This window comes from Mycobacterium sp. ENV421 (genome assembly GCF_002887815.1).
In the GTDB taxonomy this organism is placed as follows: domain Bacteria; phylum Actinomycetota; class Actinomycetes; order Mycobacteriales; family Mycobacteriaceae; genus Mycobacterium.
The window spans coordinates 353,058-373,427 of sequence record NZ_PDHO01000001.1 but is presented as its reverse complement, the minus strand read 5'-3'; the positions used below and the strand labels follow the sequence as shown (position 1 = coordinate 373,427).

Genomic DNA, 20,370 nt, shown 5'->3' with positions numbered 1-20,370 from the left:
CCTCTACGAGACACTTGCATTGATACGAATAGCGCGAACCGCGGGTGCGGTCGACGCGGGCAACACCATCGAGAGGTCCGTTGGGTAGCGCACCGTCACCTCGATTCCGCCGGCGAAGCGGTAGGGCTGGGCGGCAAGCAGACCGGCGAACTGCTTGCGCAGCCGGGACAATTCGGCGCGAACCGTGACGAACCGGGAACGATCACCATAAAGGTCGGCGGCCAACTCGGGCGCCGAACGGCCGCGGGGATCACGCGCCAGGATCAGCAAGATCTCGGCGTGCCGCAGCGAGACGTCGTGGCGCCACCGCCCGAACTGTCCAGTCATGTCCAACGCCGGTGCGCCGGCGACGCTCAAGTCCAACGAGGCCTGTGCCAACGCGGGCGCGTCGTCGTCGTCAGCCGGCCGAACCAGCCACCCGCCGGGCAGCACATCGATATCGCAGATTCCGAAGGTGGGGATCCACGAGCGGCCTGCCGCGATGTCCTCCGGTAACAGGATGCGGTGATGCAGCGGCAGCGAGTCGACAGCCGCCACCCAGCCCTCGGCGTCGACCGCCAACGCCGGCTTGCCGATCCGGGCCAGGATCGGGGCCGCGACCATGCGCAGCCGGTTCAAGGTGCGGTCGTGTTGTTCACGCAGGTGCGACTCGGCGAGCCGGGCGACGGCGTCGACCAGCGCGACGGTCGTCGGGTGCACGGTCGCCGCGGGACCGGATACGTCGACCACGCCGATCACCTGCCCGGTTCGCGGATCGCGGATGGGCGCGCCCGCACACGTCCAGGAGTGGTGGGTGCGCAGAAAATGCTCGGCGGAGAACACCTGCACGGCGCGCTTGGACACCAAGGCGGTGCCGATGGCGTTGGTGCCGACTTCCCCTTCCGCCCAGTGCGCACCTTCGATGAAGCCCAGCCGGTCGGCGTTGTTGAGCACCGCGGGCGAGCCCGACCGCCACAGCACCCGGCCTTGCGAGTCGGCGACGACGAGGATGTTGGTGCCGTCGGCGACCAGGGATTCCAACCCGCGGGAGACCTCGTCGAGCACCGCCATCAAGCCGGACGCCCGGCGCAGCGCCTCCAGCCCGCCGGCTTCGACGACGGGCTGGGCGCGGCGGTCCGGGTCGACCCCGGCCGACATCAGCCGGTGCCACGATTCGCCGATGACGTCGCGCGGGCGGGCGGGGGCGCGATGGCCCGCCATCGTCGCGTCGTAGACAGCCGACATCAGCCGCGCATAGTTGCGCGGGTCCTCGCCGAGCGCGACTGCGGGCTCAGGCACGTACACCCCTTGCATTACTGCCGATTGTGCTCCGCATCTCAGCGGTAGACCAGGCCGCCGTCGATCAGACCCGACTGGCCGGTCATGTAGTCGGCGTCCGGGCCGGCCAGATACGAGACGAAGCCCGCCACGTCATCGGGGGTTTCGGCACGTCCCAGGGCGATACCACCGACGAACTTCTCGTAAGTCTCGCCTTCGGCGGCCCCGGTCAGTTCGGCGAACCGTTTGTCGATCTCCACCCACATGTCGGTGCCCACCACACCCGGGCAGTAGGCGTTGACGGTGATCCCGTCGGCGGCGTGTTCCTTGGCGGCGGCCTGGGTCAGCGCGCGCACGGCGAACTTGGAGGCGCTGTACGGGCCGAGCATCGCGAAGCCGTCGTGGCCGGCGATCGACGAAGCATTGATGATCTTTCCCTTGGTGCCGTTGCGTCTGAACATGGCGACGGCGGCCTGGGTGCCCCACAGCACGCCGTTGACGTTGATCGCCCAGAGCTTCTCGATCTGGTCGGGCGTGACGTCGGCGATCGGGCCGACCAGTGCGATACCGGCGTTGTTGACCATGATGTCGAAGCCGCCAAGCGCCGAGGCGGCATGGTCGACGGCGGCGAAGACTTGTAGGCGATCGCTGACGTCGGCGACGAATGTGGTTACTTTGCAGCCGATCTCGCTGATCTCGTTGGCGACGGCGTCGATACCTTCCGGTCGCACGTCGACCAGGGCCAGGTCAGCGCCGTCGCGGCCGAGCCGCAGCGCGATGCCGCGTCCGATGCCTCGTGCGGCACCGGTGACCAGCGCGACCTTTCCGTTCAGGCTCATGATTCTCCGTTGGGGTCGACGAGAACTTTCATCTTGGTGCCGGCATGCAACGCCTCGAACCCCTCGTCGACCACATCGTCGATCGGGATGCGGGTCACCCAACCGGTGGTGTCGTACTTGCCGTCGGCCATCAGCGCGATGACCGCGTCGAAGTCGGCGCCGGTGTAGCACAGCGATCCCTGGATCCGGGACTCGTTCATCACCAGGTTGAGAAGTGGTGTCTCCAGTGGTTTTTCGTAGATCGCGACACTGACCATGGGTTTGCGGGAACCTACGCACGCCAGCGCGGTCGCCACTGCGGGGGTGACGCCGGCGGCATCGAACACCGCATCGGCGCCGCGCCCTCCGGTGTGTTCTGCGACGAAGCCGGGGATATCGAGGGCGGCGGGATCCAGGGTCGTCGCGCCGAGCACCTCGATGGCGGCGCGCCGGGTCGGAGAGGGTTCGACAACCAGAACGTCGTCAAGCCCCTTGCCGCGCAACGCGAACCACAGTCCGATGCCGATCGGCCCGGCACCGAACACCATCGCGGTGTCGCCGGGGCGGACATCGCCCAGGGTGGCGGCGTGATAGGCCACCGACATCGGCTCGACGAGTGCCCCGAGTTCCAACGAGACGTTGTCGGGGAGTTTGTGCAGCATGCTGGTCGGCACCGTCGTGTACTCGGCCATCCCGCCGTCGGACATCAGGCCGTGGAAGCCGATCTGCTGGCAGACGTTGTAGTTGCCCGCCCGGCACGGTGCACAGTGGTCGCACTTGTAGATGGGTTCGACGGCGACGCGGTCGCCTTCCGCCCAGCCCGTGACCCCGTCGCCGACCGCGGTGATGGTGCCCGAAAATTCATGGCCGATGGTAAGTGGCAGCTCCGCGCCGGTCAGGGGATGTGGCTGGGTCGGGATGAAGATCGGCCCGGCGTAGTACTCGTGCAGGTCGGTGCCGCAGATCCCGTTGAAGCCGACCTTGAGTTTGACGGTGCCCGGCTTTGGGTCGGGCTCGGCGACATCGTCGATCTCGATCTTGTTCGGTCCGTAGTACACAGCTGCCTTCATTCCGCAGTTCTATGTGACGGCGACCACATCCGAAAGAGTTGCAGGGGGTTGCAGCCGGCGCAGTGCAACGGCTCGCAACTCTTGCCAGACCGTGCACCTCGGGTGTGGTGTGGCTCACATGACTTCAACTCTGGACCCTCAGACCACCAGCGACGTGACTGCGCAGCAGCGCGTCGATGCCTGGCTCGCCGACTTCGAAGCCGCGTTGGCCGGCCGCGACGTGGAACGGGTCGCCGGCATGTTCGCCATCGACAGTTTTTGGCGTGACCTGGTGTCTTTCACCTGGAACATCAAGACGATGGAGGGCCGCGACCGGATCGCCGAGATGCTCGGAGCCCGGCTGGCCGACACCGACCCGTCCGGTTTCCGCACTCGTGAGGAACCCACCGTCGACGGCGATGTCACGTCGGCGTTCATCGAGTTCGAAACCGGCGCCGGACGCGGCATCGGACATCTGCGGCTTCGAAGCGACTCAGAGACTACTGAGGCGTGGACCCTGCTGACCGCGCTGCAGGAACTCAAGGGACACGAGGAGCGCAAGGGCGCCTCCCGGGTGCTGGGCGCGGTTCACGGTGACGACCCCGACGCCCGGTCGTGGGCGGAGAAGCGCGCCGAGGAGGAAGCCCAGCTGGGTCGCACGGTGCAGCCCTACACACTGGTCATCGGGGGCGGTCAGGGCGGGATCGCGTTGGGTGCGCGGCTGCGCCAGCTCGGCGTGCCCGCCATCGTCGTCGACCGCCACGAGCGGCCCGGGGATCAGTGGCGCAAGCGGTACAAGTCGCTGTGCCTGCACGACCCGGTCTGGTACGACCACCTTCCGTACCTGCCGTTCCCGCAGAACTGGCCGGTGTTCGCGCCGAAGGACAAGATCGGCGACTGGCTGGAGTTCTACACCCGGGTGATGGAGGTGCCGTACTGGCCGAAAACCACCTGCCTGTCGGCGACTTTCGACGAGGCCGCCCAGCAGTGGACCGTCGAGGTCGACCGCGACGGTGAGCGGCTGACCCTGCATCCCGCGCACCTGGTGCTCGCGACGGGCATGTCGGGCAAACCCCACGTTCCGGTGCTGCCGGGTCAGGACATCTTCCGCGGCGATCAGCACCACTCCAGTGCCCACCCCGGCCCTGATCCGTACGTGGGCAAGAAGGCGGTGGTGATCGGCTCGAACAACTCCGCCCACGACATCTGCAAGGCGCTCTACGAGAACGGTGTCGACGTCACCATGGTGCAGCGGTCCTCGACGCACATCGTCAAGTCGGACTCCCTGATGGACATCGGCCTGGGTGACCTGTATTCCGAACGCGCGCTGGCGGCGGGAATGACCACCGAGAAGGCCGACCTCACGTTCGCGTCGCTGCCGTATCGGATCATGCACGAGTTCCAGATCCCGCTCTATGACCAGATGCGGGAACGCGACAAGGAGTTCTACGCCAGGCTCGAAGCAGCAGGCTTCGAACTGGACTGGGGTGCAGACGGATCCGGACTGTTCATGAAGTACCTGCGCCGCGGCTCCGGCTACTACATCGACGTCGGCGCCTGCGACCTGGTGGCCGACGGCAGGATCAAGCTGGCCCACGGCCAGGTCGATCGGCTCACCGAGAACTCGGTGGTGCTCGCCGACGGCACGGAACTACCGGCCGACGTGGTGGTCTACGCCACCGGATACGGGTCGATGAACGGCTGGGCGGCCGACCTGATCGGCCAGGAGGTCGCCGACAAGGTCGGCAAGGTATGGGGGTTGGGTTCGGACACCCCGAAGGACCCCGGACCGTGGGAGGGCGAGCAGCGCAACATGTGGAAGCCCACCCAGCAAGAGAACCTCTGGTTCCACGGGGGCAATCTGCACCAGTCGCGGCATTATTCGCTGTACTTGGCGCTGCAGCTCAAGGCTCGCTACGAGGGAATTCCCACTCCGGTGTACGGGCTGCAGGAGGTGCATCACCTCAGCTGAGGCCCCGCCCGCAGAATAGAGGGCATGCCCGAAGACGACCCGTACCTGTGGCTCGAAGAAATCGCCGGTGAAGACCAGCTCGCATGGGTGCGCAAGCACAACGATCCGACTGTCGCCGAATTCAGCGACGAGAGGTTCGAGCAGATGCGCGCCGAGGCACTGGAGGTTCTCGACACCGATGCGCGGATTCCGTACGTGCGCCGGCGCGGTGAGTATCTCTACAACTTCTGGCGCGATGCCGAGAACCCCAGGGGGCTGTGGCAGCGGACCACGCTGGAGAGCTACCTGACCGAGGATCCCGACTGGGATGTGATCATCGACGTCGATGCACTCGCCGCCGCCGATGGCGAGAAGTGGGTGTGGGCGGGCGCCGACGTCATCGAACCGGATTGCACCCGGGCTCTGGTCAGTCTGTCACCGGGCGGCTCGGACGCGGCTATTGTGCGCGAATTCGACATGGTCACACGAGAATTCGTTGCCGGCGGGTTCGAACTCCCGGAGGCGAAGTCGCAGGTGTCGTGGGAAGACCATGACACGGTCTTGGTGGGAACGGACTTCGGACCCGATTCGATGACGGAGTCCGGCTATCCGCGAGTGGTCAAGCGATGGCGCCGCGGCCAGCCGCTGACCGAGGCGCAGACCGTGTTCACCGGACCGGTCACCGACGTGATCGTCGGGGCATCGGTGGACCGCACACCCGGCTATGAGCGCACGATGCTGCACCGCGCCATCGACTTCTTCAACGATGAGGTGTACGAGCTGCGCGCCGGCGAGCTGGTCCGCATCGACGCCCCGACCGACGCCAGCGTGTCGGTCCACCGTGAGTGGCTTCTGATCGAACTGCGCAGCGACTGGGAGACCGGGACCGCGTCATACCGGGCCGGGTCGCTTCTGGCCGCCGACTACGACGAATTCCTGTCGGGGACAGCGCAGTTAGTGGTCGTCTTCGAACCTGACGAGCATTCCAGTCTGCACCAATACTCCTGGACGCTGGATCGCCTGCTGCTGGTGAGTCTGGTCGACGTCGCCAGCCGGGTCGAGATCGTGACACCGGGATCCTGGACTCGTGAACCCGTCACGGGCGTCGGGGACAACACCGTCATCGTTGCCACCGATCCAGACGGTGACGAGATCTTCTTGGATTCCAGCGATTTCATCACGCCATCACGACTGCTGCACGGCACGGCCGGTGGCGAACTGACCGAGATCAAGCGCGCGCCCTCATTCTTCGACGCCGCCGACCTGGAGGTGTCCCAGCATTTCGCCACCTCGGATGACGGCACAGCCATCCCCTACTTCGTCGTCGGCCACAAGCACAGCGGGGCGCCAGGCCCGACGCTGCTGGGTGGATACGGTGGTTTCGAGGTGTCCCGAACTCCGGGGTACGACGGGGTGCTGGGACGACTGTGGTTGTCGCGGGGCGGGACGTACGTGTTGGCCAACATCCGTGGCGGCGGAGAGTACGGCCCGGGCTGGCATACCCAGGCCATGCGGGAGGGGCGGCACAAGGTAGCCGAGGACTTCGCGGCGGTCGCAAGTGATCTCGTTGCCCGCGGGGTGACCACCGTCGAGCAGCTGGGCGCCCAGGGCGGCAGCAACGGTGGGCTGCTGATGGGCATCATGCTGACCAAGTACCCGCAACTGTTCGGTGCTCTGGTGTGCCAGGTGCCGCTGCTGGACATGAAACGGTTTCATCTGCTGCTGGCGGGAGCATCATGGGTGGCTGAATATGGTGACCCGGACGAACCCGAGGACTGGGCGTTCATCTCGGAATATTCGCCGTATCAGAACATTTCGCCCGACAAGCGGTATCCGCCGGTGCTGATCACCACGTCGACGCGTGACGATCGGGTGCACCCGGGTCATGCCCGCAAGATGACGGCCGCGCTGGAGGCCGCCGGGCATCCCGTCTGGTACTACGAGAACATCGAAGGCGGCCATGCCGGGGCGGCCGACAATGCGCAGACGGCGTTCAAGTCCGCCCTGAGCTACTCGTTCCTGCATCGGATGCTGGGCTGATTGGGTGAGTTGACCAGCATGGACTATCGAGTACCCTCTAGCTAACAGCTAACTCGCTTGGGGGTGTTTCATGCAGGTCGATGTCGAAGAAATGCGCTCCGGCGCGAACCGGTCGTACAACGCCGCATCCTTCGCCATGGAAGGCGCTGACCAGCTGAGTCGCTCACGCGTGGGCGCGGGCATCTTCGGTGATTTCTCGGCCGCGGAGTCGTTTCACAGCGCACTGTCCGATGCGCACAGCAACCACATCCAGCGGCTGCGCGACCACGAGAACCGGCTGGGGGTCGTCGGCGACAAGGGGCACAAGACGGCGTCGGTGTTCGTCGAGATGGAAGAGCGCAATGCCGAGGCCCTGCGTTCGGTGCTGTGACCGAATACCCGAGCCTCAAGCACATCAGCATCGGCGCCCTCGTCGGTGAGGCCGGCGGTGATCCGTGGAAGGTAGACCAGACGCTGCAGAGCGGGGATCCCGGGGCGATCAACGACCTCGGGCGGGCGTTCTACAGCGCGGGCGCATGCACGGCCGAGACGTACTCGGAGTTCGAACAGGCGCAGCAGCGATTCCGCGCGTCTTGGAATCGGGAGAACGGCGAGCACCCGATCAATGACAGCGCTGAAGTTCAACGCGCCACGACCCGGCTGATGGTCCAGCGTGACCAATTGCCGGCGATCGGAGTGGACCTGTCCAACATCGCGGCAACTCTCGCCGAGACACAACGCTTTTCGGGCATGCAGGTGGAGAACCTCAACACCCAATTGCACTACATCGACGCTCTCATCGATCAAGCGCTGGCGCATGACCAGGACACCTCCGCACTCGAGGACAGCGCGATCACTGCCACCTCCGGGGTGCTGCACCAAGTCGAGGCGCTGCGCGACGACTACGGCACAAAATTGAATGCGGCGTTGACCGACCTACGCGCCGAGCACGGCTACGATCCGGCCCCGATCGAGGACGTCGACGGTGACGGTGAGCCCGGCGGCGAACAGCGCGGCCGCGAATCCACCGACTACTACGACGCCAACCAGCGCGCCAAAGACGAGGCGTTGGTCAACAGCGACGGCCCGATGACACCGGAAAAGGCCGACGCCGCAGCGCGGTTGCGTGACTTCGCCACCGCCACCAATCCCGCCGCCGATGCCGATGCACGACGGCTGGCGGGCGAACGGCTCGATGATTTTCGAATGGCTCACTTCACGGGGCCGTTGCCGAAGGATCCCATTCTCGGCGGGGACGCCCGCACGCGGGCGCAGTCCCGGCTGGACCTTCAGCGGAAGCTGGAGCAGGGGCTGTACGGCCTGCCGCCGATGTCGGCTGATCAAGCGACCCAGCAACTTGACGATGGAGAGCAGTTCGCGCGGTCCCTCACTGTCAAACAGGCTGTGAATGCACTTGAACACCAAGGTATGTCACCTGCGGGAGCAGCCACCACAGTCAGTGAATTGTCAGATGGCGTGACCCTAGCTGATTTGACAAAGGGCTTGACCACTTACGGCGGTGCTACCGCCAGCGGTATCGAAGTGTACGGCGACTCCGCGAGCACAGGCAGGCACGCAATCGGAGCCTTGTCGGCTGCGGATGCGGAGGCGCTCAGCACGATCGGGAAGCGTATGGGCGCCGTTGGCGCCGCCATTGAGATCGTGATGGCTGGTCGTGCCCTGGAGGACGGCGCCCCCATGGGGCAGACGATCGGCGAGACGGCCGGTTCGATTGGCGGCGGCTATCTTGCCGGCGTCGGCGCCTGGGCGCTGGCGGGTACCGCAATCGGTCCGGCAGGCGCGGCAGCTGCCGCAGTAGTCGGTGCAATCGTGCTGGGCTTTGGCGGAGGCAAGTTCGGTGGATGGGTAGGTTCGCAATTTGACAATTGAGTCGCTCGCATACGCGGGGAGATCGGTGGCGATAGCTGCCGCGGGCCCGGTGCGTCTAAGCGCTTCGTCTGCCCTTCTGCTATGTGCGGCAGCAGGAGTCGTGTTCGTCGTGATGTCTCAGCTTCTATGCCAGGCGCGCCGTATGGCACGTCTGTGTTACTGGCTCGGATGTACGGCCACAACGGCAATCCTTGGACTCGGGTTGCAGCAGTCGGGACGACCCTTGCGGGTGGTACTACTCGCAGTGGGGCTGGGCTTAGTCTTCGCAATTGGCTTCGCATATTTTGTTGGTTGGCAACTGAGAATTGGTGGCCGGACGCGCTCCGTGTTCGTCAAGAACACTCATCCGGACCCGCCGGAAGACGGGTCAGAGCCCCCGCCACCGCCTCCCCCACCCCCACATAGCTACAGCGGCGTGGTTACAGCTGACGGGTTCTGGTGGATTGCAGTCGTTCTTACTTCAATAATCGCGGCTGACGTGTACTTGTTCGGCTGGGTTTGGCAGTCAGTGATCGGAGCCATTGCGTTGACAGTGATGGGTGCGTTCGCCGGTGCGGATGACGCATCACGAGGTGAGCCAGTTGCGCGTGGACAGATTGTCCAGGCTGTCATCGCCGTTGTCGCGTCATTGCTGTTGTGGGGACTACCAACCATCGCGTACGCGGCTGGCTACCAGTTCGGCAAGCGCCGTCCACTCAAAAGCGCCGGTCGCACTGAGCGGCAGCCCCGACATTGAAGATGACACGTGACCTCCTGCCCGACCTCCAACTCGCGTGGTGAGAATGCAAGAAGTATTCGGTTATTCAGCAATAGGCGCGCTCGGTGCGGGCGCAATCTTTAGCAGCTTCCCGCTGTGGAAGTCCGCGAAGCTCTCACCTGACTCGATCCAACGTCGCGTTTGGTGGACGGGTTGCGCCGTCACCGCCGTATCGCTGTTCTTGTCCCAGCTGCCGTATTGGCAAGGTGGATTATTCGCTGCGGTCATGACGGTCCTCGCGTTGTTCGCTGTCGCCGGATTCTGGACGAACTTCATCAAGATCAACGGCCGCGTCTACGGCGCCTTTACACATAACCGGCCCGATCGACCGCCGGCGTTGGCGCCCGTCGATCCCGATGACTGAACGCCTACTGTTCGCGGCCGGATTGTTCGCCGGCTTCATAGGCGTTGCCGCGGTGGCATTACCGTTGAGCACGAAACAGAAGCGGCGGGTGTTTTGGAGCGGATGGTGTGGCGCAGCGGTTCTCTTCGCGCTCTATGTCTCCGATCGTGGTGCTACCACCTCTGCTCTAACCGCTGCAGGATGCGTCTTCGTTGCGGCCATATATGCCTTTTATTTCACGCCCTTCATCAAGATCAGTGGCCGTGTATGGACCTTCTGGATCAGTGATGCTCGTGAGGACCCGGACACCCCGCCTCCTCCGCCAGACAGCTACCTAGAGCGCGTCACAGCTCCCAGCATGTGGTGGAACGTAGCCCTACTTGGCGTTATCACAGGCGGGTTTGCTTTGTCGATGGGATGGCTTGTCCCAGTTGGCATCATGGGTGGCGCGCTCGTCGCGGCGCCGCTCGCTCTAATGGGGCACCTAGACAGGAAGGACCGGTATCCAGTAGCTCGAGGGCACTATCTTGCATTTGCCATCGTGGTCCTGTCATCAATACCGACGCTGCTGTGGCCGACGCTGGTGTACTTCGTCGCCTACTACATGACCACGCCGACGCCGCGTGAGGAACTCACGCACGAACCCTTAATGGACCATGACTCTTGAAACCTGGTCGCAATGGCTGTTTATCGTAGGCGCAGCACTTCTCGTCGCCGGCTGGCTCGGCACCGCCTTCGTCAAAGACCGTCAGTACGAGCGGTGGGTGTACTGGTTCGGCTCGCTGCTCGGCGGCTCCTTCATCTCCCTGAGCTTGGCAGGCCGGGGATGGAAGGTCGTTGTGGCCGCGGCACTCTGCATCGCGTTTGTCACCGTCCTGCAGGCGTATTTCAAGACGCCCTACATCAGGATCCGCGGACGCAATCATGCATTCTCGATGCAGGACAGCGCGCCTGACCCAACCGACGCCGACGCCGACGAGCCGGCATCGATGCCGCCGCGCGACAGCTACCCCGGTCGCGTCACAGCGTCCAAGACGTGGTGGTTGTTCGTCGCATGTGTCGGGTTTTTCGGTCTCGGAGGCGCACTGACGGAGTGGAACGCGAAGACTCTACCCGCCGCAGCAATAGTTTGTCTGGGAGCCCTCGTCTCCGGTATCGACGACGCGACACGCAAACTCCCGAAGGCGCGCGGGCAGAACACCCAAGCCATCATTGCTGCGGCACTGTCGGTTTCGATGGCGTTCCTGCCGCCGATCCTCTATCTCATCGGCTACCGAATCGGCACCATCCGACCGATGGGCTACGGCCTACGAGACCCGGTCGCCCGGCACTACGCCCGTGAAGACGACGACGAGTCGTCTGCCTAGTTCGTCCTGGCCAGACTCACCAGCAGCGACACGATCACCCCGATGATCACCAGCCCGCCCCCGGCAATCAAAGTGATGTTCAACCACTGATGCATGCTGTCCTGCGCAGTGCCGACCATCACCTCGGCGATCCGCCGGATATCACCAGACGAGTTGTTCAACACCGCATCCAGGCGACGGCGGCCGAATTCGATTGCGGCCCAACCAGCCGCGCCTACCAGCAGAGCCGACACGCCCAGTCCTATGAGCATCTTGCCCCGACTGCGTGCCACGAAAAGGGTCAGCAGGGCGAACAGCCCGGCCACTACCGCGGCGCCGACGCTGACCCACGGGCCGAATGTCGCAACCGGACGTAACGCGCCGGGCCGTAACGCCGCAGGCGCGTTGTCGGTCAACGGGATTGGCAGAGACGACGGCAGCGTGACGTTGTAGTCGCTGAGCGTCTCTGTGAACGCGGCATCTGACAGCATCGGCGCGGCGTCAATCACCCACCGGCCTTGCGAATCGACACTCGACCGGACCCGATCAGTGAACAGCCATCGGTGCGCGAAGCGATTCGCCTGCGCGAACTGTCCTGGGAACGTCGAACTCGCGGTGTATGCGGCCGCGACCAAACTCACCGTCCCGGTGTTCACGCCAGTACCCAATCGGCCCACCTGTGAGGTCAGCTCCGAGGCCATCGCCGACTGCAACCCGGGATCGGCCGCCGCCTTCTGCGCCAGCGCCGCGTACCCGTCCTCGTCGACCAGGTGCTGCTGCACCCAGACCGCCGGCAAGGCGACCGCCAACAAGAGCGTCGTGACGAGCCACATCAGTAGCGTCGTCGCGAACCGCACGCGCCCTCCTCTGCGGGGACGCGACGCCTCAGTCGGAGTGAGTGGCGCGGCCCACGATCAAGGGGTCGGGCTGGCCGACCACCTCATGGTCTTTGTTGTCGTAGTTGAACTTACTCAGCACGTGGCGCATCGCGTTGATCCGCGCGCGTTTCTTATCGTTGCTCTTGATGACCGTCCACGGCGCGATCTCAGTGTCGGTCCAGGCGAACATGTCTTCCTTGGCCGAGGTGTAGTCGTGCCATTTGTCCAGCGACGCCAGGTCCGTCGGCGACAGTTTCCACTGCCGGACGGGGTCGACCTGGCGGATGGTGAACCGGGTGCGCTGCTCGCTCGAGGACACCGAGAACCAGAGCTTGGTCAGGCTGATGCCGTCGTTGACCAGCATCTGCTCGAACAACGGCGCCTGCCGGATGAACTCGGCGTGCTGCTTGGGCGTGCAGTACCCCATCACCCGTTCCACCCCGGCGCGGTTGTACCAGGACCGGTCGAACATCACGATCTCGCCTGCCGCAGGCAGGTGGTTGACGTAGCGCTGGAAGTACCACTGAGTGCGTTCCTTCTCAGTGGGTTTCTCCAATGCCACCACCCGAGCGCCCCGCGGGTTGAGGTGCTCCATGAAGCGCTTGATGGTGCCGCCCTTGCCCGCCGCGTCGCGCCCCTCGAAAACCAGGACGTGCCGCAGCCCGTTCGTCTGGCTCCACTTCTGCAGCTTCAGCAGCTCGATCTGCAGCAGCCGCTTCTGCTCCTCGTACTCGTTGCGCGACATCCGATGTTCGTACGGGTAGTTCTCCCGCCAGGTGTCGACGGCCAAACCGCTGGCGTCGAGCAGCACCGGGTCGTCATCGTCGTCATCGAAAACGGTGTATCCGTGGCTGTCTAGTGACACGCGCGGAAATTAGCAGCGTGAAGGAAACCGGGGGTGACGCCGCGGTGAACGAGCGGTCCCGCCGACAAGCGCGGCGGCCAGGCAGGCGATCGCGCTGCCCAGCAGGAGCCCACCAACGGCGTCGGTGAAGTAGTGATAGGTCACCGCCTGCCCCAGCATCCCCAGCAGCGCCCAGACAACGGCGACCACCACGACATACAGCTGCGCCCCCACCACCAGAAGGACCATGCCCAGCACCACCACCATCAGCGTGGTGTGGCCGCTCGGATAGGCGAGCCCGCCACCCTTCTGGCGACCGAAGATGTCCTTGAAGAAGCGCGAAAGCCAAATGGCGGCAACAGGACTCACTGCGACTGCGGCGACCGGGAGCCAGCGGCGCCGGTAGACGGCGAGCGCCAGCACACCGACCACAAGAACCGCCATCGTGCGCTGATCGGTGAAGAACAGCAGTCGTCCCAGCCCGCTGCCGTTGGCAAGCTGGAACCAGTCGTCGACCGCGGTCGAGCCCTTCCCCACGGCCCACCCGAGCAGCGCCATCACGGCCAGCCCGACCGGCGGCCACCAGCGGACCGCGGAGGTGATCAGCGGGCGATGCCCCGCACGTACGCCGCCTGCCCCAGATGCTGGACACAGTCGTCGATGATGCTGACCAACCGCGCGCTTGCCGTCACCGGCGGATTCCAGTTCTTGTCGACGACGCGGGCGAGTTCCTCGGTGGTGACGCTGGCGATGTACTCCAACGTGATCTTGTGCACGGCGTGGTAGTAGCCGGCCAGCAAGTCTGCGGGAACCCGAACCTTGCCGACCTCCTCGGGAGTGTGGCCGTAGCCGTGCGCGTCGCGGGGCAGGTCCAGATCGAAGCGGTCCACCCATCCGCCGCTGAACCACACCTGCTCGGTTCCGGCTATATCAGCGAGCTGCGCATCCTGAATCCGGGCGCTGTGCCACACCAGCCACGCGATGCTGTTGGCCGTGGAGGTCGGCCGGAAGAACGAGAGTTCCTCGGTCAGATCGTCGGTGATGTCCTGGACATGCTCGATGATGCGGGTGAACGAGTCGCGCAGGAGTTCGCGGGCGGCATCTGCATCGGACAGTGAGTCAGCCATAACCGGAACGCTACGCGGAGTTCGTCGGGGTCTGAGCCTCAGGCTGGGCGCCATGGAAGACCGCTTCGACGTTGTTGCCCTCGGGGTCGCGCACGAAAGCGCCGTAGTAGCCCGGATGGTATTCGGGCCACAGCCGCGGCTCGTGCAGTGGCTCGACGCCGAGCGCCAGGGCGGTGTGGAAGAACGCCTGGACCGATTCGGCGTCCTTGGCCGCGAAGGCGATGTGCACCTCCCGGTTGGGTCCGGTGGCGTCACCGGCGGAGGCGTCGGCGATCCAGAACGAGGGCTTGCCGTCGGTGCCGTAACCGATGGCTTCACCGAAGTCCATCACCCGGTGGTAGCCCAAGACATGCAGGACCTTGTCGTAGAACTCCTGGGATTCGGCGTAGTTGTCGCAGTTGATTCCGAAGTGATCGATCACACCTCCATCGTGACAGGAGGTTGCGACGTAATGTCGTCGGTATGAGCTATGACCTGGTCATCCGCAACGGAACGATCGTCGACGGGCTGGGCGGCGAGCCCTACCCCGGTGACGTCGCGGTGTCCGACGGCGTCATCGCCGCGGTGGGCACCGTCACCGAGAAAGGTGAGCGTGAGATCGACGCCACCGGCCTGCTCGTCACCCCCGGCTTCGTCGACCTGCACACCCATTACGACGGGCAGGCGATCTGGTCGGATCGGATGACGCCGTCGTCGGCTCACGGGGTGACCACTGCAGTCATGGGCAATTGCGGCGTCGGCTTCGCGCCGTGCCGTCCGGAGGACCACGACACGCTCGTCGACGTCATGGCCGGTGTCGAGGACATCCCCGGCGTCGTGATGGTCGACGGTCTGCCGTGGACCTGGGAGACCTTCCCCGAATTCCTCGACGCACTGGATTCGCGACGGCGAGACATCGACGTCGCAGCGTTCCTGCCGCACTCCCCGCTGCGGGTGTACGTGATGGGTGAGCGCGGCGTCAACCGTGAGCTTCCGACTCCCGAGGACCTGGCGATGATGCGCAAGCTGGCGGAGGAGGCGATTCGCGCGGGTGCGCTGGGCTTCGCCTCGTCACGGCTCACCCTGCATAAAACCTCTGGTGGACAACCTATTCCGAGTTACGAGGCGCAGTACGAGGAGATCGAGGCGATCGCTCGAGGTGTCGACGACGCCGGCGGCGGACTGCTGCAGTTCGTGCCGGATCTGATGGCCGGAGACTACGAGGGTGCGCTCAGCGCGGTGTTCGACGTCGCCTCGGACGTGGGATTGCCGGTGACCTTCACGCTCGCGATCGGTAACGCGGGTCCGCCGATCCACCTCGACGCATTGCGTATGGTCGAGAAGGCCAACGCCAACGGCGGCGATGTCACGGGGCAGATCTTCCCGCGGCCGATCGGCCTGGTTCTCGGTCTGGACCTGTCCGGCAACCCGTTCGTCATGTACCCGGCATACCGGGAGATCGCCGATCTGCCGCTGGCCGAGCGCGTCGCCGAGATGCGCAAACCGGAAGTGCGCGAACGCATCCTGAACGACCAGCCGGCCAGCGACGGACATCCGCTGATGTTCGCCGCGCAGGCGTGGAACTACATGTTCCCGCTGGGTGACCCGCCGAATTACGAACCCTCCCCTGAGGATTCGATCGGTGCACGGGCGGCCACACGGGGCGTCAGCCCCCTGGAGGAGGCGTACGACCGGCTGCTCGACGACGACGGCCACGCCATGCTGCTGGTGACGCTGGCCAACTTCCGGGACAACTCGCTGGACACGGTGGCCGAGCTGATTCAGCGCGACGATGTCGTCCTGGGTCTGGGCGACGGCGGCGCGCATTACGGAATGATCTGCGACGCAAGCTTTCCCACCTACATGCTGACGCACTGGGTGCGAGACAGGCCATCTGGCCGGCTCTCGCTGCAACGGGTGATCCAGGAGCTGACGTCGGTGCCCGCCCGCATCGCCGGCCTGGCCGACCGCGGCCGGCTCGCGGTCGGCTACAAAGCCGACGTCAATGTGATCGACGCCGATGCGCTGCGGCTGCACCAGCCGACCGTCAAGGCCGATCTGCCCGCGGGCGGGCGGCGGCTCGACCAGACCGCCGACGGCTATGTGGCGACGATCGTCGCCGGTGAGGTGATCTCGGAGAACGGGGTGCCGACGTCGGCGCTGCCGGGCAAACTGATCCGCGGACGGCAACCCGTGCCTGCCCGGTGAGCCGCGCTGCGCCGCTGGCCCAGCCGTGGAGTGACGCCGACGCCGCCGACATCGGCAGCTGGGGCCATCCCGATCGCACCTATGAGCCGTTGCTGCTGGTGCGGTGTCTGCAGCGGCACCCCGACATGGCGCGCAAGCTGCGCAAGATGGGTGAATCCCTCTACGTCGACACCCGGCTGCCACCGCGCGTCCGAACGATCGCGATCCTGCGGATCTGCGGGCTGCTGCGCTGCGCCTACGAGTGGGGCGGGCAGGCCGCATTCTGGGGACCGATCGCCGGGGTGTCCGGTGATGAGGCCGACGCCTTGACGGTCGGCTCTGCTGACGATGCGCGATGGAGCGCTTCGGAGCGGATGCTCATCGAGGCCGTCGACGAGCTGGAGCGCACCGGCTCGTGGTCGGCGTCCACCTGGGCCGCGCTGGGTGAGAGCTTCGACGACGAGCAGCGGATGGAACTGCTGATCGCCGTCGGCTGGTACCGGACCGTGTGCACGCTGTGCAACGGACTGGACCTGCCGGTCGAGGGCTGGATGCGGGCCTGGCCGGGTTCAGCGTCGTGAACGAGTAGCGCTAGCCGAGGACACTGGTCTTCACCACCGTGACCCGGGTCGGGAAGGCAATCGACAACGGCGCCGAGGATCCGTTGTTGGTGTCGTAGATCTTCGTGCCGTCAGGTGAAATCAGTGCGCTGGAGACAGTGCCGCTGATCGCTTGTGTGCCTGTCGAGATCGCCGTGACGGCCGTCAGTGCCGTCACCTGCGTTTGCGAGCCGACGGCGGTGAGCTGATACACCCGTGAACCACCGTGATTCACCAAGAGGACTGTCGGTGTCCCAGGCAGCCACCTCGAGGTACCGGTGGCCGAGCCGTCTCCGTTGACCACACTGACTTGGACCTGGCCGGCGAGGCTGGCGGCGGACACGTACACATTGCCTACGTCGGGACCAGACACAATCGCGCCGTAACCCGGCAACGTCACGGGCGTCCCCACCACCGTGCCGTCGGAGGTGTCGACGACGGTGATGACCATCGAGTCGTAGGTCTGGGTGATCCCGGAGGCGACGAACAGGTGGCTGTCCGCCGGGTCGGGAACCTGTACCGCCATGAAGCGAGTGTCGTTGCCGGGCAGAGCGATTGGGGTACCGACGAGGTCGCCGGTGCTGCTGTCGATGATCGTCAGGACGGTCGAGCTGGTCTTGGTATCCGGGTCGTAGGCCCCGGTGATCTGATTGAGCCGCGCGCCGCCGTCGTTGAATAGCGGAACCGCGGCCGGGGCGCTGTAGGTGAAACCCTTGATGACCGTGGGTGTTCCGATCACGGTCCCGCTGGCGAGGTCGACGAGCGTGACGACGACGGTGTTGTCGGGAAAGCTGCCACGGTCGGTCGTCACCACAGCCCGGGTGCCGTCTGGGCTCGCGACGACGCCGCCGTTCGGGGAGCCGTCGACAGCGATCGGCGGAGCGACGAGCGACATGTCCGAGGTGTCGATCACTGCAACCTGGTCCGCGGTGGCCAGACAGAGCCGAGTGGCGTCGAGGTTGCGCACCATCGACCCCCGAATCCAACCCTGCACCGTCACCGGATCGCCTACGGTAGCGACCTTTGTGGTGTCGATGGCGCTCACCGCGGTGGTCAAGACGCTCCCGACACTGATGGTGGTCGCCTGGTAGGCGTAGTGGCCGTCGGCGCTGAGCACCACGCCGCCGGCCGACCAGCCGTCCAGCCGGACCGGCCGCCCGACGACGTTGCCGCTCGCGGTGTCGATCACCGTCACATACGTCGTGTTCACCCCGCCCGCCACCGACGAGCTCTGGTAGGCGCGGGTACCGTCCGCGCTGATCACGGGTGCCCCGATGGGGACGCCGCGGACGTTGATGGGCACTCCCACGACCGTGTTCGTCGCCGTATTTATCACCGTCAGCGTGGAGTACGCGGGCGGGACGTAGAAGATGCCCCCCAGGGGACTCGGCGGCACGGTGAGCTCGAACAGCAGATTGCCGGTGGGGCTCAACACCGCGCTGGACGGTGTCCCGGCCAGCCGGATCACGGTGGCCCCCGGCGTTCCCGGCGGATCGACGATGTTGAGCAGGTCGCGTATCGGGGTGTTGTTGATCAGCGGCACCAACGCGTTGAACAGTCGCGGGATGATCGCCCCGAGCGGCGGTGGTGGCGGCACCGCGGACGCCGAGGGCTGCACCGCCGCTCGACTGGCGGCTGCGGTGCGGATACGAGGCGAATGCCCAACGGAGGCAATCGTTATCGCGGTATCCGGCTTCTGTGCGCGCGCCGAGACGGCTCTACGCGCAGCACCGGGCGACGCGACCGGCGGGTGTGCGGCACGAAGATGTGGAGTGCCGGCAGCCGCGTGTGGCTTCGCGGGACCCGCGGCGGGCGAAGACCCGGTGGTGTCGGCATGGGCAAGGGCTGCACCACCGGTCACCGCAGCCCCCACGCCGACGGACATCACGCCTGCGGCCAACCACAGACGTCGCTGATCACGCTTCATGGCAATCCCCCAACGCTCACCGAAACCCCCGAAGGAGCATTCAAACTGTAATCGCAGGGAGCGCCCGGCGGACTCAGTAGCTAACTACTGAACGTCAGTGTCGGGTTTTGTCGCGCTTGAGCGCGGGGTGGCTCTTGGCCAGCAAGGGCAGCAGCACGCGATGCGGCAAGGTCTGGAAGATGCGGGTGCTGACCACGTTCTGAATACCGGCGATCACGTCGCCGCGGTCGCCGGCCAACGCGTCGACACCGATCTTCGCGACTGTCCGTGACGGCATCCACATGAATTTCGGGAAGGCCGAGGCGAATTCGCGTTCGTCCATCCCCGCGGCGGCGAGGAACTCGGTGCGTACCGGTCCGGGGTGCAGGACCGCGGCGGCCACGCCGGTGCCCGCGAGTTCGCCGCGCAGCCCCGCGGTGAAGCTGCGGACGAAGGCTTTGGTGGCGGCGTAGCCGGCCTGGCCCGGGAACGGTTGGAAGCCTGCGGTCGAACCGACGTTCAGGATCGCGCCGCGACCGCGCGGCACCATCTGCTGCACAGCGCGTGAGGTGAGGTCGATGACGGCTTCGACGTTGACACGTACTTGAGCGATTTCGTCGGCGACCGGTGCGGTGGCGACCGAGCCGACCACGCCGATGCCGGCGTTGTTGATCAGGATGTCGACGGTCAGGCCGCGTCGCTCGACCTCGTCGAACAGCGCTGCGCGGGCGTCGGCGTCGGCGACGTCGCAGGCGATGACCTCGACGCGAACCTGGTTGGCGAGTTCGGCCGCGAGCTCTCGGAGCTTGTCCTCGCGGCGGGCGACGAGGGTGACCCCGTGCCCGCGGGCGGCGAGTTCACGGGCGATGTCTGCACCGATTCCCGAGGAGGCCCCAGTGACGACGGCAGTGGACGTGGGGGACGGCGTAGGCAGCGGCATGTGGTCCTCAACTCGTGCGGGCAGCGACGGTATTCCCACGCTAGACCGGCGCAGTATCGTCGGCGCATGAGCGTCAAGGTGGATCTCGATCAGCTCGCCGGAGCGCTGGCCGACTATCCGTTCGGCTATCTGATCACCGTGAGCGACGAGCACCGCGCGCACACCGTCGCGATAGACCCTCAGCTCGTCGCGGGTGTGCTCGATGTCGGATCGGTGGGCAACAGCACGCGGCGCAACGCGCTCGCGCACCCCGACGTCACCATGGTATGGCCGCCACGAGAGCCTGGCGGGTACAGCTTGATCGTCGACGGCCGCGGCGAGTTCGCCGACGACCGGCTGCAAGTCGTCCCGCAGCGCGCGGTGTTGCACCGCCCTGCCGTCCCGGGTGTGGCGACGGCATCCGGCTGCGGCGACGACTGCGTCCCGCTGGCCTGACCGCCGAGCGTGCGGTTTCATCCGCGACACGCCGTCGATCGCGGA

At 65.8% G+C, this 20,370-nt stretch carries 20 protein-coding genes; 10 read left to right on the top strand and 10 right to left on the bottom strand.

The window, feature by feature from the left end:
- Nucleotides 1–3 precede the first annotated feature (3 nt).
- The 3 genes from CRM90_RS01695 to CRM90_RS01685 are packed head-to-tail and all read right to left on the bottom strand — an operon-like array spanning nucleotide 4 to nucleotide 3,145.
- Entirely contained in the window at nucleotides 4–1,293 is a 1,290-nt protein-coding gene (locus CRM90_RS01695) for a GAF domain-containing protein (RefSeq protein ID WP_102805265.1), read from the bottom strand.
- Nucleotides 1,294–1,316: 23 nt separating this feature from the next.
- On the bottom strand, nucleotides 1,317–2,096 hold the full coding sequence (locus CRM90_RS01690; RefSeq protein ID WP_102805264.1) for an acetoin reductase: 780 nt from the start codon (nucleotides 2,094–2,096) through the stop codon (nucleotides 1,317–1,319).
- Entirely contained in the window at nucleotides 2,093–3,145 is a 1,053-nt protein-coding gene (locus tag CRM90_RS01685) for a 2,3-butanediol dehydrogenase (protein WP_102805263.1), read from the bottom strand. Before CRM90_RS01685 ends, CRM90_RS01690 begins: the two co-directional genes overlap by 4 nt.
- 118 nt (nucleotides 3,146–3,263) lie before the next feature.
- Here CRM90_RS01685 and CRM90_RS01680 point away from each other — a divergent pair, with 118 nt between their 5' ends.
- The 7 genes from CRM90_RS01680 to CRM90_RS01655 all read left to right on the top strand — a co-directional run bounded on the left by CRM90_RS01680 (nucleotide 3,264) and on the right by CRM90_RS01655 (nucleotide 11,451).
- A complete protein-coding gene (locus tag CRM90_RS01680) occupies nucleotides 3,264–5,096 on the top strand; it encodes a flavin-containing monooxygenase (protein WP_199189731.1) in 1,833 nt (610 codons plus the stop codon).
- 24 nt (nucleotides 5,097–5,120) lie between these two features.
- Nucleotides 5,121–7,115 carry a prolyl oligopeptidase family serine peptidase gene (locus tag CRM90_RS01675; RefSeq protein WP_102805261.1) on the top strand — a complete coding sequence of 665 codons (1,995 nt, stop codon included), beginning with the start codon at nucleotides 5,121–5,123 and terminating at the stop codon, nucleotides 7,113–7,115.
- Between the two features lie 70 nt (nucleotides 7,116–7,185).
- Complete coding sequence (locus CRM90_RS01670; RefSeq protein WP_102805260.1) at nucleotides 7,186–7,485, top strand: DUF2563 family protein; 300 nt, start codon at nucleotides 7,186–7,188, stop codon at nucleotides 7,483–7,485.
- Complete coding sequence (locus tag CRM90_RS01665; protein WP_102805259.1) at nucleotides 7,482–8,984, top strand: putative alpha/beta hydrolase; 1,503 nt, start codon at nucleotides 7,482–7,484, stop codon at nucleotides 8,982–8,984. The genes CRM90_RS01670 and CRM90_RS01665 overlap by 4 nt, the downstream gene beginning before the upstream one ends.
- A 983-nt stretch (nucleotides 8,985–9,967) precedes the next feature.
- A complete protein-coding gene (locus CRM90_RS30450; RefSeq protein WP_158248974.1) occupies nucleotides 9,968–10,105 on the top strand; it encodes a hypothetical protein in 138 nt (45 codons plus the stop codon).
- Entirely contained in the window at nucleotides 10,098–10,751 is a 654-nt protein-coding gene (locus CRM90_RS01660) for a hypothetical protein (RefSeq protein WP_102805258.1), read from the top strand. The genes CRM90_RS30450 and CRM90_RS01660 overlap by 8 nt, the downstream gene beginning before the upstream one ends.
- Nucleotides 10,741–11,451, top strand: coding sequence for a hypothetical protein (locus tag CRM90_RS01655; protein ID WP_102805257.1), 711 nt, complete (start codon nucleotides 10,741–10,743; stop codon nucleotides 11,449–11,451). Before CRM90_RS01660 ends, CRM90_RS01655 begins: the two co-directional genes overlap by 11 nt.
- Here CRM90_RS01655 and CRM90_RS01650 read toward each other — a convergent pair.
- From CRM90_RS01650 to CRM90_RS01630, 5 genes are read right to left on the bottom strand one after another with little or no spacing between them, the layout of a single operon-like run.
- Complete coding sequence (locus tag CRM90_RS01650) at nucleotides 11,448–12,287, bottom strand: hypothetical protein (RefSeq protein WP_102805256.1); 840 nt, start codon at nucleotides 12,285–12,287, stop codon at nucleotides 11,448–11,450. The two genes, CRM90_RS01655 and CRM90_RS01650, sit on opposite strands and share 4 nt — an antisense overlap.
- 28 nt (nucleotides 12,288–12,315) lie before the next feature.
- Complete coding sequence (gene ppk2, locus CRM90_RS01645; protein ID WP_102805255.1) at nucleotides 12,316–13,173, bottom strand: polyphosphate kinase 2; 858 nt, start codon at nucleotides 13,171–13,173, stop codon at nucleotides 12,316–12,318.
- Nucleotides 13,174–13,182: 9 nt separating this feature from the next.
- A complete protein-coding gene (locus CRM90_RS01640) occupies nucleotides 13,183–13,710 on the bottom strand; it encodes a phosphatase PAP2 family protein (RefSeq protein ID WP_102805254.1) in 528 nt (175 codons plus the stop codon).
- A gap of 44 nt (nucleotides 13,711–13,754) precedes the next feature.
- Nucleotides 13,755–14,279 carry a mycothiol transferase gene (locus CRM90_RS01635; RefSeq protein ID WP_102805253.1) on the bottom strand — a complete coding sequence of 175 codons (525 nt, stop codon included), beginning with the start codon at nucleotides 14,277–14,279 and terminating at the stop codon, nucleotides 13,755–13,757.
- Between the two features lie 10 nt (nucleotides 14,280–14,289).
- The gene (locus tag CRM90_RS01630; protein WP_102805252.1) at nucleotides 14,290–14,700 is read right to left on the bottom strand and encodes a VOC family protein; all 411 of its coding nucleotides are present in this window, start codon (nucleotides 14,698–14,700) and stop codon (nucleotides 14,290–14,292) included.
- 41 nt (nucleotides 14,701–14,741) lie between these two features.
- Here CRM90_RS01630 and CRM90_RS01625 point away from each other — a divergent pair, with 41 nt between their 5' ends.
- Together CRM90_RS01625 and CRM90_RS01620 are read left to right on the top strand one after the other, a co-directional pair.
- Entirely contained in the window at nucleotides 14,742–16,466 is a 1,725-nt protein-coding gene (locus tag CRM90_RS01625) for an N-acyl-D-amino-acid deacylase family protein (protein ID WP_102805251.1), read from the top strand.
- Complete coding sequence (locus CRM90_RS01620) at nucleotides 16,463–17,026, top strand: carboxymuconolactone decarboxylase family protein (protein WP_102805250.1); 564 nt, start codon at nucleotides 16,463–16,465, stop codon at nucleotides 17,024–17,026. The genes CRM90_RS01625 and CRM90_RS01620 overlap by 4 nt, the downstream gene beginning before the upstream one ends.
- Nucleotides 17,027–17,036: 10 nt before the next feature.
- Here CRM90_RS01620 and CRM90_RS01615 read toward each other — a convergent pair whose 3' ends face one another.
- Nucleotides 17,037–18,971: a YncE family protein gene (locus CRM90_RS01615; protein WP_233209112.1), complete on the bottom strand. Its 1,935-nt coding sequence runs from the start codon at nucleotides 18,969–18,971 to the stop codon at nucleotides 17,037–17,039.
- A 94-nt stretch (nucleotides 18,972–19,065) separates the two neighbouring features.
- Nucleotides 19,066–19,890, bottom strand: coding sequence for an SDR family NAD(P)-dependent oxidoreductase (locus CRM90_RS01610; RefSeq protein ID WP_102805248.1), 825 nt, complete (start codon nucleotides 19,888–19,890; stop codon nucleotides 19,066–19,068).
- A gap of 66 nt (nucleotides 19,891–19,956) precedes the next feature.
- Here CRM90_RS01610 and CRM90_RS01605 point away from each other — a divergent pair, with 66 nt between their 5' ends.
- Nucleotides 19,957–20,325: a hypothetical protein gene (locus CRM90_RS01605; RefSeq protein ID WP_102805247.1), complete on the top strand. Its 369-nt coding sequence runs from the start codon at nucleotides 19,957–19,959 to the stop codon at nucleotides 20,323–20,325.
- Nucleotides 20,326–20,370 lie beyond the last annotated feature (45 nt).